Origin of the sequence: Paenibacillus oenotherae (assembly GCF_019443105.1) — a bacterium.
GTDB lineage: Bacteria > Bacillota > Bacilli > Paenibacillales > Paenibacillaceae > Paenibacillus_Z > Paenibacillus_Z oenotherae.
Window position 1 is genome coordinate 70,351 of record NZ_JAHZIJ010000015.1, and the last position, 16,749, is coordinate 87,099.

The window sequence follows — 16,749 nt, forward strand, 5'->3', positions numbered from 1 at the left end:
CCCCTTACCAGAGAGGTGGCTCATTTTTGCCGGAGGCCTGGCTCACTCACGACCGGAATGGCGGCTCTATTTCATCGAAATATTCAACTGGGGCATCGTTAACAAACAAATTTATCTTGTTGAAGTAAACAGAGATCGTTTCCGAAACGTCTTTTGCAATGGCTTGGTTAGATGCAAACAACGTCACCATCACAATAATGCCTAGAATAAAGCCTCGTATTTCGTGCCTCATTTTTTTCCTCTTTTCTGTTTTTAAGTTTGTAAAAAATAACCGCATGATGACTCACGCCTTCTTCATTTTCCAGATGACTGCTGTCTTTTGGAGTGCGTGAAAAAAAGGGAAGAAAGGCACTCACGCGATTAAAGTGCCTTTCTAAATAATAATCATAAAGTTCGTCTGTCTTTTTTTTAAGAATTTTTCATTTTCGCCAATATCGACGATTGCACCATGTTCATTCCCCTTGCTTATTGGCTTTCATCTTCTTATTGACATAATTAAGGCGTCTTTTGATTGATGGATGTGTCGAGAAAATATCAAGAAACCTTTCAGGGCCGATGAAGTTCATTGTCGCTGTCTGTGGATGAATTGTCGGTTGAATATTTCCTCTCAGGAACTCTAAACAATGAATCATTGAATCTTTACCCACAAGTTTTGCGGATAATAAATCGGCTCTAAATTCCCGTCTTCTGGAATGTGCAAGAACAATAAGCTTTGTGGTACTGAAAATTATGAAATCCAAAATAACCGTCATAATAAATGAAAGAATGGCACCAATCCATGCATAGTCAACATTTCTAAGAAACCAATTTGCGAACCAGATAAGAACACGAAGAGGGATTGAAAGTACAAACAAAAGAGAAGATACGAATCCATGAATCAGAATGGATGCGGTCATATCGCCATTGGCTATATGGGCAAGTTCGTGTCCGATTGTTGCAACTATTGACTCATCACTTTCTTCTTCCATTGATCTCGATGTAAATGAAATCAAGCCTTTATTTCTGGATGGACCTGTAGCAAATGCATTCATACATTCATCATAATGTACGCCAAGCTGCGGAACCTTCTTGATCTTTAATTTCTTGCACAATAAAACGGTGATCGTATATATTTTTTCTTCTCTTTCGCTTTTCGATAGATTTACGCCATCAGCTACTCCGAACAAACGAATTCTCAATTGTTTCTTGATTCGAATCCTCGAAGTCCACAGGAATATGATGGAGCAAATAAGTTGAAATGCAATAATTGCTGGAAGAACTGCCACAGCAGCTCCTACAGTAATAGCAGAAATCGTTGCAAGCATGAAGATTGCTATCCACATCAAAGTATGAATAAACCGAATCCGGCCTTTTCCATGCTTCACAGTTATGCCATCAGCAACTTCCTGCTCTAGTTTGCTTATGAAATAGTCGAAATTTCTAATGATCATCTTCTCCCTTCATAAATTATGAATAACGATCTTTCTTACGTTTCGATCATCCGCTTGCACACGATATAACACTCATCAATGTGTGAATTGCCCAAGTATTTCATAGCCCCAAAACTTACTCCGGCAGAAAGGGCTTGTCCAATGAGTGGAATGTACTTAGCGACTTGCTTAACCGACACGCGAACCCCTATCTTTTTAAGCAATTTTATAATCAGTTCCTTTGTTATTACCTTGCCGATTAGTTCGCTTCCGATGGAGGTGATTATGACGAAAAATTTTGCTTTTGTGGCTGAATCCAGATGTTCAATCTGCTCTGGACTTAATCCGAATTTCCGATTAATTGCTGGGACAAGTTCCAGCATTATTGCAATGTCTGCTGCTGTATCGACTCCCGGTAGCGGAACAACTGCTGTTGCGGCAGATACACTTGCCCGCCGATTCACCATGGATTTACATTCCTCACGAATCTTATCTAATTCATCAATCGTTTTCGGAATCATTGGTTAACTCTCTTTCCTGGCATTAGCCGAACTGAACACATCGTACATTAATCCACGACTACAGAATGTAGTTCACTCCCTTCGCTCTTAGAGGCAACTGTTGGATTTAATCCATGATGCCTATCGTTCCTATGACATTTGAACTAAACGTAATAAGTATAGCTCAATTGAAACTATTGGTAAATATTTTGAAACTATTAGTTCGTTATATGTTCCCTTGAAATTATCTACTGTTAAGTAGTGGAGGGATGTGTAATGGATTATCGCTTACTCGGCGCTCGATTGCGCCAAGAAAGGCTAAAGCACGATTGGACACAGGAAGCTCTGGCGGAGAAAATTGAGGTTTCTCATGCATATATTGGACAGATTGAAAGAGGCGAGAGGTCACTCACTTTAGATACCCTTGTTCGACTTGCCAACCAACTGGGCGTTACAGTTGACGATCTGCTTCAAGAAGCCATTGAGAAAAGTAACGAGCATTACGTCAATAAAATCAAACGGATGGTATTGAATCGTCCCGAATCGGAGCAACAAATGGCTCTGGACATGTTGACCGTAATGTTTTCACATCTTGATAAGCGTTCCTCGAATTGAAGTCGGGTCGCAAGTTATACTTTTTCTATATCCATTAAACCTTTTTCTCTAATACTGACATAGCTATGCCCTGCAATGATGACGTGATCGAGTACTTCTATGCCAATAAGCTGTCCAACGCTGACAAGCTGTTTTGTGATTTGAATATCCTCGGGACTAGGTTCAGGATTGCCGCTCGGATGATTATGGCAGCAGATGACAGAGGCGCTGTTTCGCTTAATGGCGGCTCTGAATACTTCTCTTGGATGAACTAACGTAGCATTCAAGGTTCCAATTGATATTACTTCTTTCGCAATGATATGATTTTTGGTATTTAGAAACAGACAGACGAACAGCTCTTTTGATGCGTATCTCATGTCGAATTCCATTAGAGAAAACACATCACTTGGAGAACGAATAATAATTGGCTCAGGTGAAGGAGCAGTAAATTCTTGTACAAGCTGAACAGCGGCGACAATTTGCTTCGCTTTTGATACACCAATGCCCTTTATATTCAGAAGTTCTTGCTCGGTTACGTCAACTAAAGATACTGGATTGGGGTAACGATCAATCAGTTCGTTGATCAAATAGCTGTCGGCGTTTTCTCTTAATGTACTTGCAAGCAATTGTTTATAAGTTTGTTTTTTTGCAATGATCATATAATCATGCCTCCAAATCGATAAATTGAGAAAAATAAAAGGAGTAGAAGCTACTGGCTTCTACTCCTAGTTGTACTGTTCGATTTCAAAGAAGTCAAAATCCTCGATTTTTCTGCTAAAGTTCAATAAACAACCATCCCCTTAAGTAATTTTGTGTAAGCCACAAGATTTAACTCGCTGAATCCAAAACATGAATTCTATTGATTCAAGTTAATAATATATAATTCAATCTGGAAGGTTTTTCACTTTCCCTAATATTGTTCAAGTTAACGTAACATGTCTAATGGGACGTTTCAGCAAATTAATTTAATCGCATTCTCAGCTGGGCGACTATACTCATATGAGAATGGTTTTTTACACTATTTGATCTTTTTCGAGTTTCCATAAATACCAAAATTAAAGAGGGGTTCAAAGACCTATGTCGAATATACTGTTAGGATGGTTTTCACTCAAATAATTGATTCTTAAGTCATGTGAGTTCCTGATAGTGTTCAATCTTTACTTGGTGTCCATTTGCCTGTAGATTGAGATTCCATGTTCATAATAGACGACTTATTGTTCGAATGTGATCGCAGAAAATCCGTCGAGTTGATTACTATGTTATAAATTCGAGTCACTGGTAAATATCGCAAAGGATTTTAGAAAAGTGAAATTTAGGTATGTTGCTTTTTGCTAGCTTTAGTCATAGAAGTGTGCGTAGAGGGAGGAACCTGAATGACTCGAAATACTGATGTGCCGGCCAGTTTGGCAGGTTATTTTTATCAACTTCTTGTTGCTACAAGAGAATTATTACGGATAAATGCGGATCAAAACTCCAATCTAACCGATGGTGTTGGAGTAGAGCGAGGCTCTGACATTCGTGTTTTTAAACAAGAGGGGTTATGTATTGAAACAAAATTTTATAAGAACAAGCAATTTACCAAACAACATCAAACAATTCGGCACACAATATACAATTTCTATCATCACTATAAAAATACACTGGTAGGCAGCCGCAACAATCAATATTTATACCTGACAAATGTCCCCATATCGCAAGCCGATTCAGATTTTTTTAGGAATTGGCCATCGATAGGTCAGCAACTAGATGAGACTTATAGACGATTTATCCTTGACTGTGTAGTAGAGGAGTCAATCAACAGTGAAGAACCATATAAAACAAATTATGCGCTACATAAAGCGACTATAGGAGCAAATCTTAAGGAACCTTATTACAAACAGAAGCTATTTGAGGCAATTCGTCAAGATCAAATGCTTTACAATCAATACTGTGAAATTATTGATGATAACAGTTTAGATCATTTTATTCAATCCTTAAGGTTTCAGTTTGCGGATCAGCATGTAAGTAAATTGGAGACTATTCAAACCATAAAGACTGAAGCAGTGTCATTGTTACAATCGAGTACCAATGGAAATGCTCTAAGTGAGGGCGATTGTGAGAAGGTTATTCTTCATATTATTGATTGCTTATTTGACACAGTAATACGGGGGAATTCTTCTTATGTTAAAATCTCAGACTTGCATACGATTATTATTAATCATCAAACTCATCAAAGAAAGTATTTAATGTCTGTTAAGCTTCAAGAAGCAATTGATGCTGTCGAAGATGAGATCCGAATACTTACGGATTTTGTTAATAACGACTACACAGGTTCTAAAGCAGATGAGATTGTGTTTGCGTTTCATGAACTAACGGAAAAACTATTTTCGACTTTGGAAAACGAGCAGAGGGATTTGGAGGAGCTTTTACATACGTTTTCCATTCGTAATTATGGGCATTCTGTTACACAAGTAACTGCTCTTTTAAGATCCATGAGTATTCTGGCTGTGTTTTTGCAACGCGATCCTTCGACTATTCAAGTATCTGACAAGCCGGGAATTGTAAATTTTCGATTGAGTGAAGATGAACCTTATATTCTTAAAGATGCAAGCATATTTATGAATAATCGCCAAATAATCACGCAGTTTGTAAGACAGACGCTGGACCATGTTAAGGATTTGGATTTTGGTATGCAGGTTGTTTTTGGTACTCATATGCAGCCCTGCAAAGAAAGTAAAGAAATAATTAAAAACATGGTGATGAATATTGCAGAAGTTGCAAGGAACGATGAATATCACGAACTTTATGGAAACTTGCTGTATAAATGTACAAAGTGTCTTATTCCCCAAGAAGACGATAGTTGTATGTATGCAGATGTATGCAAATTTATTGATGGGGTGTGCACATGAAAGAAATAATAGAAAAGTTGGATTTGCCATTTGTAGAATCAAAGGTCAGCGAATGTGATTTTTCAATAATAAATATTCGGGATGATAAGCTTGTTTTTATTGTTGAAATTCTTGAAATAAATCAACTTCACGATTTTGTATCATTGTTACCTGAAGCAAAGGAAAAATTGTTGACTGTTGTAAGAAATCAGAGTCGAAATGCTTTTACGAATGTTAGTTTGCCCGCTTTTCTCTGGGATTTATATGTAGTAGCCTTACACGATATCAATAAGAGTGAGCCATTTGATGAAACAGAAATAACAATGATCGAAAGAGATAGGTTTGTCGCAAGAAAAATAATCGTAGAATTTTCTTCTCAAGAAGAAGCGATAAAACTGATTAACCAACAGTTGCGTCCAGAAAAGGATTTAGATATTTTATTGGCTGAATACGAGCAAGATAAGACATGGCAAGACTCTTTGATTACTCAGGTTTATGAAACTGTTGAGCCGGACCAAGAGTTTATAGTTCAAAGAAGTGTTAATCAAATCATTGGATATCTAGATAAAATCGAAAGTGTTAAAAATGCTAATGAATAATCAAAGGGGAGAGAACGGTGAATCTAAAAAAGGTGAAAATTAAGAATTTTCGGGGATACGGGCAGAATCACCGGCTAGATGATAACAGTTATACTTTTGAAGACTTAGATCAAGGACTTGTTGTTTTAAACGGTTTTAATGGTTTTGGTAAAACCAGTTTTTATGAGGCAATCGAATGGTGTTTAACTGACAAAATTTCTAGACTCCATGCACTGAAGGAGCGAGGGTTGTATGATGCGAATACGCTAAAGAGGAGTTCTTATTTAAAATTCATTTCACCAGTGGATTCAGCAAGGGAGAGAGAGCAACGAATTGCAGAGGTGGAACTTGAATTTGACAATGGGGTGCGCATTCGTAGGACAACTTCCAGTAATTTTTTGTCTGTAACCGACAGAGATCGATATGAATCTAGTTTACATATCCATGAAAATGGTGATTGGCAAAGCTTTGTTTGTAAATCGGAGGATAGGTTGCTACAAGCAGTACCGACTTGGGAGATGCAACTCGCACGGTTATTCCTAGGAAGTTACGACTCTGGGTGGAAGGAACAGTTATTTAAGGCTCACTTCCTAAGTCAAGAAGGAATGAATGATTTTCTGCGATCTTCAAATGCTGGAGACCGTCGTAGTATTCTGATACGGTTGTTAAATTTGATCCCACTTGAACAGATCTTCGATAAGAGCAAGGCAATTAAAGATTCGACTCGATTGAGCAATAAGATTAATCAATTAACAGTAAGTATAGAATCGGCAGATATCAAGCGTCGCCAGATAGACGATATTTTCCATGCACGAAACTGGGGGACTTTTGAAGAATACTTAAGTAATATTAAAAGCAGCTATTCAAGCCTTATTGAATTAATCAAACAATCTGCTTATTCAGAAGAGTTAAACCTGCAAGATTGGGAACTTCCTGAGACGATTATTCTAAACAATAGTTCGTCAGTTCTTCAGAAACTTTCGCTGAAGAAGGAGTTAGTTCTTGCTAAACAACAACGGGTCAATCAAGAATTTATTGAAGTGGGAAAAACAAGACAGGTGGTTGAACGGATAATTAGATTGGATAAAAGGATCAGTATACATAAGAGGTGGGAGCAATTAAATCTTTTAGCTAATTTAAATTTAAGCGCTGACTTATTCAGAAAGAAGGAACTGGAGGAAAGTGTATCTGCCATTGAAACACAGAGAGTTTTATTGCAGGCAAAAAGTAATCATTTAAGCGAATGGTCGTCCGTAAATTCTCTAATTTGGCGTCACACTATCGATGAACAATCTGTGAAGATTAGTAATGATTTTTGGACTATATACTCGGATCTTGAGAGCGATTATAAGGAGTTCCTTGCAACATTTAGTAATGAGTTAGCAGGTATTGACTTCGACAGGGCATTGCCCTCAGACATTACGGAAATACGAAGAAAATATAACGAACATATAGAATTAAGGGGTTCGCTCCAATTTCAAATACAAGAAAAAGCTGGTGCCTTAAGTGTATTATCTGGTCTTAATACAGAGTATAGCCGCATATTAGATGAGGTCAAGTCTTATATTTTAGGGAATCAGGACTCTGTTGACAAATGTCCTGTTTGTTTGTCAAAATCTTTTCAAGAGGTAATCGTTAGTGGTATTGCAAACGCTGATTCTCCGATTCCCGATCAACTAATTGCTATTATCGGACATACTTTATCGTTAGGTGATCAGAAACTAAAAGAAGCCACAGATGAAGTTACAAGGTTGCAAATGGAAGAAGCGACATTGTCAAAAATGATTCGGGAACAGATTGTAATCCCTGCAATAGATGCAATGCATGGATTTCTAAGTAGTTTCCGCGGTCTTCATCAAAAGGTCAGCGCATTCATAGCTGAAAGAGCGGAGGTGGTTAATCAAGAACAGCAGGCAATACAAACACAACTGAAAGCATTAACTGAACGCTTAGATAAAGATAAATTACAATATGAGAAATTGATTGGAAAAGATGATTTTGGTTCAGGAAATGAGAAAAGCCAAGTGCTTTCGGTACTAGAACATGTGAACAAAGACATTTTGTCTTGGGAAGAGGAAACGATAGCATCTAGGCTATTTGACTTTGAACTCACAATTGAAAAAGTATTTGAGGAAATGGAATCCTTGAAAGCACATATTGAAAACATAGGGAGTTATCAGGATCAATTAATAAAGTTAGAACAGGATTCCTCTGCCAAGCTAGAAGAAATTCAGAAGATTGTCCCTGTTTTAGACCTTGTTGAAAGTTTGTTGAGTTATTTGCCAGGTGAACACGAACAGAAACTTATAGAGGATTACGTTGCAGTAACGGGATCTATGGAAAATAATCAGGAACTTTTGAGGAAATTAACCAAGTACAAAAACGACACCAATTCAATAAACAGAATTGCATTGGATACCCTACAGAGAGTTATTACGGAGCAGTTGGAGAATAATAAACTGGTAAATTGGATATATAAACTTGTGTACCCTCACCCGCATTATAAAGAAATTCGAATGAATGGAGACAGAAGCGGTATCAATGTAAAGGATGTTACCGGAGATGTAATTCTTGATCATCTTTTTAGTTCAGCACAATTAAATATTCTTGCTTTGAGCATATTTCTCGGCCTAGGACTAACACAGAACTTTTCAAGTTGGGATCAGTTATTTCTTGATGACCCAATTCAAAGTATGGACGACATAAAAATTCTATCCTTCATTGATGTCCTTCGTGCAATAAGTGACTCAAATTTCAGGAAGCGAAGCTTAATTATTTCAACACATGATGATAATTTTGCGAAACTATTGGCAATAAAGTACCGTAATAAGTCGCTCACGCAGTATAATTTTATCGGCTATGGATTACAAGGACCGTTAATAGAGAGAGTGTGAGTCAATAACTAGACATCAACTGACCATTGAAGTATTGTTGGCATGATGTAACTTCATTTATACAATTGGTCAAAAATTCGCCGGGAATTTTGAACTAATATACAATGCCCCAACACTCTCAGTATAATGAAAACCCTTGGAGAACCAAGGGTTTTCACATTTTCGAGAATTTGTATACGTGTGAATGACTACTAAAATAGCCTTTGAGGTCAAGATAAGGCCAAGAAGTTTTTAAGCTCAAAAAAGCCTACTTGTTATTTGGGGATGAAAGGAATTTGTGTAGGATAAGAATATCATACCTCCAGAAGTCAGAGCAATTAAAAAGGCAATGTAATATCTGTTGCTGTTGTCCGCTTGGTAAAGAAACTTTTAAACTATATCAACCTTTCAAACAGTAGCTTCTTTTTTGGTAGCTTTAGGACGTCTACAAGTGCAGCAGAGTTTCGGTAATAAGTTCCTGTCTTTTTGCTTTCTTCAAAGAGTCATGGATGTTGGGATTCTAAGTTTAGTTATGTATAATAGGTATCTTTTCTCAAGCTTCATATGGCTAAAATGTGTGTGTTTAATTGAGTAAAATGTTATAATTTTTACTATACGTTTTTCCTTTGCTCAGTGCTTCCTTTATGATATCAATAACGTTCTAGAGTTAATCCATGATAAATAAATTGCAAAAATAGACGTTCGGAGGAAATTCAATGTTTCATAGAATGGTGAGTGCAGCAAGAAATAAATGGTATAATTCAGAAAATTGTACTGTCAACAATCTCGTCGAATATATAATCCAGACTGGGCAAATGCGGGATGCACAAATTGAAGCCATTAAGACCTATCTATTTCTAAAAATAGGATGTGAAAATAAGTCACTCGAATATCTTTTCAAAAATGGTGTATTCAATAATTTGAACCTGAATGACATCGAGCTCTCAGGGACTACAAGAACCTTTTTAGAAAATGCACCTGCCGCTGCTGCGTTGTTTGAATATGCTGTTCTTACAGATAATGAGGGTAATCAAGTTTCCGAATCATTGGAAAAACAGATTAGGAAAGACCCTGAAAACATTAACTACAATGAATTCTTTAGAAATGCTTTTTATGGTGTTACATATACGGACTATTTATTTAGCCTGCCTATGGGATCTGGGAAAACTTATCTTATGGCAGCATTTATCTACTTAGATTTATATTTTGCCATGATGGAGCCCCTAAACCCTGCTTTTGCCCATAACTTCATCATATTTGCTCCATCCGGTTTAAAATCATCTGTTGTACCTAGTTTGAAAACTATTAAGAAATTCAACCCAGGTTGGATTATTCCTGAACCTTCCGCATCGGATATTAAACGCAAAATAATTTTTGAGGTCCTCGATCAGAGTAAGACTGCAAATAAATCTAATAAAACAAAGAATCCTAATGTCCAAAAAATAGCTAATCACCAGCCATTTTCAGATTTGTTTGGTCTCGTGATGGTGACTAATGCCGAAAAGGTAATTCTAGATCGCATTAAAGAGAAAAATGGCCAAATAATTATGTTTGAAGAAAGCGACGATGATAAAGATCGTCAGGCAAACGAACTGCGAAGCCTCATTGGCAAACTTCCTTCTCTATCTGTTTTTATTGACGAGGTTCATCATGCGGTAAGCGATGAAATCAAGCTGCGCGCAGTGGTTAATAAGTGGGCGACTAACAACAACATTAATTCTGTAGTAGGTTTTTCCGGTACACCATATCTCGAAAAGGCAGAGAAAATTACTGTAACAGACAAGCTAGTTGTTGCTACAGCAGAAATATCTAATATCGTTTACTACTATCCCTTATTACAAGGTATCGGTAACTTCTTGAAAAGGCCTATAGTAAAAATAGCCGATATTGCCGACAGCTCTCAAATTATTGAGAAAGGTGTTCATGAATTCTTAAATTACTATAAAGATACCGTTTATGATGGCGAGTTGGTTTCAAAACTCGGTATTTACTGTGGATCCATACACAAGCTTGAAGAAGTGGTGTATCCTCTTGTTTCACGTATTGTTGCACAATACGGTTTGTCCGCTGATACTATCCTAAGATTCCATAAGGGGAACAAGCAATATCCGCAACCTGCTGACAGCCAGATGAAGTTTGATACACTTGATAAATCCTTTTCAAAAATCAGAATCGTGCTACTTGTCCAAATAGGAAAAGAAGGTTGGGATTGCCGAAGCCTTACGGGGATAATTCTTTCACAGGAGGGTGACTGCCCAAAAAACATGGTGCTACAGACTTCCTGTCGCTGTCTTCGCCAAGTTGAAAAAGATAAGCATGAAACAGCCCTGATTTATTTGAATGAGAGTAATGCCAAAAAACTAAACGATCAGTTGCAGCAGCAACACCATATTTCGCTAATAGAATTTACATCAGCCGATAATTCGAAAACGACTCTAAAACGTTTCGACCGTACTGCATATTTAAAGTTACCAAAGGTTCAATTTTATCAGCTGAAAATCAAATATGAGACTCTGGTAATTGACACTGAAAACGATACGGAACATGAATTAAAAAACGCAACTAATAACGCCGAACGTTCAAATATCATCATCACGACAGACTTTGAAATGAAGAATCTTAGTACCGAAGTTCTTGTTGAAGAACGAGGAAACATTTTTGCTAACTTTACTTCCTGGTTATACGGGATTTCAAAAACTAGTTTTGGTTTTATTACTATGATGCATTTAAATGAGTATTCAGAGATACTCAAAGATGTGTTTGACACAATTACGTTTGAAAAAGACGGATCAAGATTTTATAGCTCTAAATATAATCGCACTTCAATTGAAGCCAATATCCGTAAAGCATTCTACGAAAAACGTTCAGTAATCACAACTGAGGAATTAATTCCTTGTGAAGCAAACCTTTTAAACATCGGAAATTTTAACCCGGAGATTAATACAAATTCTCCACAAGATTATTATCCTGAACAGAAAACGGTCGAAAATATAATTCTTGATGACAAAAATAAGTTAAAGATTAAACCCGAAGTATTACAAGCTATTAAAACGCTAGAGGATACGGGAAATACAGCCATTGCAGACACATTACGCAGGCAACATTCATCACATCCTGCAAAGAATCGATCATTCCATTATCTTCCCTATAAGACCGACAGTGGCTTCGAGAAGACGTTCTTACAGGAAATATTGAGCATGCCTGAAATTGAAAAACTTAACTTGGAAGTTTATTATAACGGTGATCGCTCATTAACTGAGTTCAAAATCCGTTGTTACAAAACTAATACAGGCAGATGGAAATACATCGGAATGTATACTCCAGATTTTCTGATTATTCAACGTAAGAATACTATAATACATAAAGCAATTATAGTAGAAACAAAAGGCGAGATTTACGCTAGCAATCCAACATTTGCTGATAAGCGCATCTATATGGATACAGAATTCAAAAAACAAAATAATAATGCGTTCGGATACAAACGATTTGAGTATTTATATTTGGAAGATAGCTTGCCGGAAAAGGAACGTATTTTGAAAACTCATCAGACAATAGGTGCATTCTTCAAGGAGGATAACTAATCATGGCTATAAAGTATATACCTTTCAAGCCTGAAGCAGTAGAAGGCCAGGCTGTACTCGCTAATTTCAACCGGATATTGAAGTACAAGGGTGCCGATGATGCAACCATGATCTTGCAACGTGGTATGCCGCTTTACGAGATTGAAAGGCAGGAAACAGTTGGTGAAAACAAAAAAGGCAATATGGTAATACGTGGTGAGTGTGTATCAGCTTGTGCTTATCTGAAAGAACAGGGGACCACAATTGACCTAGTTTATATTGATCCTCCATTTGCAAGTGGTGCTGATTATGCCAAAAAGGTATTCATCCGTCGCAACCCTAAAGTAAGTGAAGTCATTACACAAGCTGAGCAGGAACTGGACATCGAAGATCTGAAAGTTTTTGAGGAAAAGATGTATGGTGACGTATGGGACAAGGAAAAATACTTGAACTGGATGTATGAAAACCTAATGGCAATAAAAAGTGTAATGAGCGTTACTGCGTCCATTTATGTGCATTTAGATTGGCACATCGGACACTATGTAAAAGTACTCATGGATGAAATATTTGGAGAGGGGAATTTCAAGAACGAAATCGTGTGGCATTATTATAATAAAATGCAAGGAAATATAAATCGATTTGCTTCGAATCATGATGTGATCTTCTTGTACAGTATGAGTGAAGATTTTACCTACTCTAAAGTTCAAGAATCACGCGGTGAAAAAGTAAGACAAATCAAAAGAGTGTGGAGTAAAGAAACAAAAAAGTTAGTGAATGCGAAAGATGAGAACGGTCGAGTTATATATATTGAGACGGATGAAAAGACCGTCGATGATGTCTGGCGAATTCCAATGCTTCAACCAGCTGATACTCAGGAACCCGTAGGTTATGCAACTCAAAAGCCAGAAGCCTTGCTTGAACGAATAATAAGCGCAAGTTCTAATGAGGAGATGCTTATTGCTGATTTTTTTGGTGGTAGTGGTGTCACAGCTGACGTGGCTCACAAACTAAACCGTCGTTTTATTCATTGTGATATTGGCATAAACAGTATTCAAACTGTACGTGATAGACTTGTCGCAGACAATGCAGAGTTTGATGTGTTGGAGATTAAGGATGGGGTTTCTCTTTACCGTAACCCAGTGCAGACGATGGAGAAAATTAAATCACTTATACCTGGATTAAAGAATGAAGATTCTCTAAGTTCATTTTGGGAAGGTGCGATATCAGATAGTAAGCTTGGTATAGTGCCGGTATATGTGCCGAATTTAATGGATAGTAGCACAAAGCTTCTGGATGAGGTCTTAATGAACCGAATTATCCATCAGGCAATTCCGGATCTTGAACCCAACATAAAAAAGGTTATTGTTTACTATATTGATATTTCAAGTGAAGTTGAAATCCGCAAATTTATTGCTGAAGACGACAGCACCACAATTGATATCGAACTTTGTGATTTAAAAACAATCCTAGATGACGTTATTGTATCAGATTACGCAGAGTTTCATATAGAAAAATCACACGATGATTTATTAGGTGGATATTCCATAGTAATTGATAAATTCGCTAGTGACCGTGTGATGCAAAAGATTGACGAATTCAACCAAAAGTCCTTTTTGAATAGCGAAAAGAAATATAAGCCAATTGAAATTAGCGAATATGGTTTGGAGCTAATTGAGTTTATTAGTGTGAATTGTAGCACTAAAAGTGGTGAATGGCACTCAGATAGTGAATTGAAAATCGACAAGCTAGGTTATGTTATCCGGAATGGTGTAAAGACAAAAGAATTCTGGGATGGAAGCATCCGTTGTGATAAAGAACCCTTACGCATCAAAATTCGAAATATCTGTGGTGACGAAACGGTTTATGATGCATAATAACCGTACTTGATAAGCGGTCAAATCTAACCTATTATTACCTTGAAATTATTATACGTGATAGGGTAACCATTTTGGCTCAGTATCGTTCCCAGTCCATTAGTACTGGGAGGTGGTGAAGAATTTGGTCAAGATTTTTCTATTTTTATTAGCACCTGTGGTTGGACTAATAAAATACTTAACCCCTTTGATACTACTGGATTTATGTGCGATTTGTAGCGAGTTAATTTGCTTGTTTCTTATCTTGACAGGATAGGAGTCAGCGATGTGCTACATATTTTAGCTTAACTACATTGGTCACATTTTTGGTCACACTTTTTTTAATTCTGGAATGCACGCGTAAGTATCGTCGAGAACCCAATCAGGATAAGTCTTATAAAATAGTGGGTTTTCGTTCGGTTTACAGGCGTTCTAGAAGTCCATCTCTCCACTGGCAGCGATGAGGTCAGGGGTTCGATCCCCCTAGGCTCCACCAAACAATAAATTCAAACCACTTCATTCGAAGTGGTTTTTTTATTGTTTGGTGGAGCCCAGCAAGGGGGCGAACCCCGGGGTTCAGCCCGCGCGGACGGAACGATTGAATTAGCATCGAAGCAAGCACTTCAAGAGTAGGAGCACGGCGTCTGAAACTACCGCTGGGATCTGCTTCGTCGAATAGGCATCTGCGAATATATAATCAGGGTTTCATACATCCCATGATGGATAGACGAGCTTGAGCGAGTCGTACCCCCCTAGGCTCCACCAACCATAAATAATAAATTGTTTTTTGATTTTTTTGACAGAATCGAATGGCTTTGGCAACTCCAATTGCAGATCAAACCAATCCAGTAGAAATCCGGATCAATCGATAGCTGCTAATGCGGAAGGAAGTATCATGTAGCCGTTATTTTCCGAATACATGGTCGTAATAGCCGTATGGCAAGGATTAAAGGAAGCCAGGTTCATTATAATAGAGGCAAATAGTAGTACTTGCTTCCGTCACGATGTGATCCTTCAGAGGCTAACAGCTCCAGCAAATACGGGGAGTTCCAGCAATTCGTTCAGAAAGGAAACGCCACTATGCGCAAGCGTCACTTTGATCGTACCTCCTACAATTAATCCATCAATTTCCGCTGTTACGTTTAGGGTAGCGGTCTAGTGAGCGACATCGAATTTATTTGGCATAGAGGAATAGCAGCGGTTTCTGTCGAATATGGTCTTTATTTGATATAAAGTTATTTTGAAAGAGGTTGGTTCCTTGTTGGATTCCTTATGGAACAAAATTTCTGCATCTGGTTTTAATCCTGCTGTTATAACTTCTATAGCGACATTAATCGGCGCGTTCATTGGTGCAAGTGTCGCTCAGTATGTCTCACACAAGCTGAGCTTGAGTAGAGAGCGTGAGAAGTACAACAAGGAAGTATTTCAAAAGTTGTTTTCTCCTATCATTTTTGAAGTTTTCGGTTATTTTGATGTCGCAAATGCCTTCAGGAAAGGTCATGATATTAAACTTCATATTGATGAAAAAGAAATTCTAAACAAAATCTATGTCCATATTGCCGAAAATATGAGGTATGCTACCCCTATATTAATTGGTGAATATTACAACATAAAGAGGCATGAGTATGAGGATGATCAATCGGGGTATTACTCTGATGTTAGAGGAATGCAATTTATTTCATTGTTCCTACAAGAAGCAAGAAGCGTCATAAAGAAGGCAAAGCTATCTAAGATAAGTGTTATACGTCAAATTAATAGATACATGTTTAATTATTACTTGTGGTCAGGTTTGATCAGACATTATGAAGATGCCAATTCTGCGTCATTAATAATGAGTTACCATTGGTATCACAACCAGAACTATTCGTACTTCAGATATTTGAGATTACAGTGGATTATTGATAACGACTGGATATGGATAAAAAGACTTATTCATAGACTTACAGGAAAAACATATAATGTGGAAAGTGTCAACCTATTTAAGGTTATAAAGCTCATGACAAAACCTTTGACAGACAACAGAAAAGAAATGCTTAAATTAGTCAATGAGTTTGAAAATATAGAGGTTTTTAGGTACCAACAACAACTTTATAACAGAGTAACAAAAGAGGTTGTGATCACCGATTTGCTATATTCTTATTCACACGATACATGTACGGTAGGTTTAGTTTTTCAAAATGTCAGCGATCAGATAATAAAGGTAAGTCGATCGGACTTCGTGCTAAGAGAGAATGCAGATACCGTTTACCAATGTAAAGAAATGAATATATTCGAAAATTCAGCTAATGCCGATGAAAGGATAATAGATTATGAAAAACGAAGTATAACGCTGGAGTTTGAAATCGGTGAGCAAAAAGATATATCTCACTTCAGTTTAGTATACATAAGCGGAACTAAGAGCTATCATGTGTTTAACTTTTTATTCGGAAATGACAATATTTAGTTTGTGAATCACGGGCACGGGATCCCGCAAAGTAATCGGTACCAGCTTAACTATACTTTGCGGGGCATGAGG

The 16,749-nt window shown here is 37.3% G+C and carries 10 protein-coding genes; 7 read left to right on the plus strand and 3 right to left on the minus strand.

Going from position 1 to position 16,749, the window contains the following annotated elements:
- Positions 1-452: 452 nt before the first annotated feature.
- Both K0T92_RS18315 and K0T92_RS18320 read right to left on the minus strand, forming a co-directional pair.
- On the minus strand, positions 453-1,430 hold the full coding sequence (locus tag K0T92_RS18315) for a M48 family metalloprotease (RefSeq protein WP_219873921.1): 978 nt from the start codon (positions 1,428-1,430) through the stop codon (positions 453-455).
- A gap of 35 nt (positions 1,431-1,465) precedes the next feature.
- Positions 1,466-1,930: a hypothetical protein gene (locus K0T92_RS18320; protein ID WP_219873922.1), complete on the minus strand. Its 465-nt coding sequence runs from the start codon at positions 1,928-1,930 to the stop codon at positions 1,466-1,468.
- A 255-nt stretch (positions 1,931-2,185) separates the two neighbouring features.
- On the opposite strand from K0T92_RS18320, the gene K0T92_RS18325 reads away from it, so the two are divergent.
- Positions 2,186-2,524 carry a helix-turn-helix domain-containing protein gene (locus tag K0T92_RS18325; protein ID WP_219873923.1) on the plus strand — a complete coding sequence of 113 codons (339 nt, stop codon included), beginning with the start codon at positions 2,186-2,188 and terminating at the stop codon, positions 2,522-2,524.
- A 14-nt stretch (positions 2,525-2,538) separates the two neighbouring features.
- On the opposite strand, the gene radC is transcribed toward K0T92_RS18325, so the two are convergent.
- Entirely contained in the window at positions 2,539-3,162 is a 624-nt protein-coding gene (gene radC / locus K0T92_RS18330) for a RadC family protein (protein WP_219873924.1), read from the minus strand.
- 714 nt (positions 3,163-3,876) lie between these two features.
- Between radC and K0T92_RS18335 the strand changes: the two genes are divergently transcribed.
- The 6 genes from K0T92_RS18335 to K0T92_RS18360 all read left to right on the plus strand — a co-directional run bounded on the left by K0T92_RS18335 (position 3,877) and on the right by K0T92_RS18360 (position 16,677).
- Positions 3,877-5,391: a hypothetical protein gene (locus K0T92_RS18335; protein WP_219873925.1), complete on the plus strand. Its 1,515-nt coding sequence runs from the start codon at positions 3,877-3,879 to the stop codon at positions 5,389-5,391.
- Positions 5,388-5,969 (plus strand): ABC-three component system middle component 1, encoded by a 582-nt coding sequence (locus tag K0T92_RS18340; protein ID WP_219873926.1) that lies wholly within the window; start codon positions 5,388-5,390, stop codon positions 5,967-5,969. Before K0T92_RS18335 ends, K0T92_RS18340 begins: the two co-directional genes overlap by 4 nt.
- A 17-nt stretch (positions 5,970-5,986) precedes the next feature.
- The gene (locus K0T92_RS18345; protein WP_219873927.1) at positions 5,987-8,842 is read left to right on the plus strand and encodes an AAA family ATPase; all 2,856 of its coding nucleotides are present in this window, start codon (positions 5,987-5,989) and stop codon (positions 8,840-8,842) included.
- A 695-nt stretch (positions 8,843-9,537) separates the two neighbouring features.
- The gene (locus K0T92_RS18350; protein WP_219873928.1) at positions 9,538-12,402 is read left to right on the plus strand and encodes a DEAD/DEAH box helicase; all 2,865 of its coding nucleotides are present in this window, start codon (positions 9,538-9,540) and stop codon (positions 12,400-12,402) included.
- A 2-nt stretch (positions 12,403-12,404) separates the two neighbouring features.
- Positions 12,405-14,255, plus strand: a complete 1,851-nt coding sequence (locus K0T92_RS18355) for a DNA methyltransferase (RefSeq protein WP_219873929.1) — start codon at positions 12,405-12,407, stop codon at positions 14,253-14,255.
- Positions 14,256-15,492: 1,237 nt separating this feature from the next.
- Complete coding sequence (locus tag K0T92_RS18360; RefSeq protein ID WP_219873930.1) at positions 15,493-16,677, plus strand: hypothetical protein; 1,185 nt, start codon at positions 15,493-15,495, stop codon at positions 16,675-16,677.
- The last annotated feature ends 72 nt before the right edge of the window (positions 16,678-16,749 follow it).

Excerpts from the sequence above, each read along its gene's own strand:
- K0T92_RS18315 (WP_219873921.1), bottom strand. The coding sequence starts at position 1,430 with ATGATCATTAGAAATTTCGACTATTTCATAAGCAAACTAGAGCAGGAA.
- K0T92_RS18320 (WP_219873922.1), bottom strand. The coding sequence starts at position 1,930 with ATGATTCCGAAAACGATTGATGAATTAGATAAGATTCGTGAGGAATGT.
- K0T92_RS18325 (WP_219873923.1), top strand. The coding sequence starts at position 2,186 with ATGGATTATCGCTTACTCGGCGCTCGATTGCGCCAAGAAAGGCTAAAG.
- radC (WP_219873924.1), bottom strand. The coding sequence starts at position 3,162 with ATGATCATTGCAAAAAAACAAACTTATAAACAATTGCTTGCAAGTACA.
- K0T92_RS18335 (WP_219873925.1), top strand. The coding sequence starts at position 3,877 with ATGACTCGAAATACTGATGTGCCGGCCAGTTTGGCAGGTTATTTTTAT.
- K0T92_RS18340 (WP_219873926.1), top strand. The coding sequence starts at position 5,388 with ATGAAAGAAATAATAGAAAAGTTGGATTTGCCATTTGTAGAATCAAAG.
- K0T92_RS18350 (WP_219873928.1), top strand. The coding sequence starts at position 9,538 with ATGTTTCATAGAATGGTGAGTGCAGCAAGAAATAAATGGTATAATTCA.
- K0T92_RS18355 (WP_219873929.1), top strand. The coding sequence starts at position 12,405 with ATGGCTATAAAGTATATACCTTTCAAGCCTGAAGCAGTAGAAGGCCAG.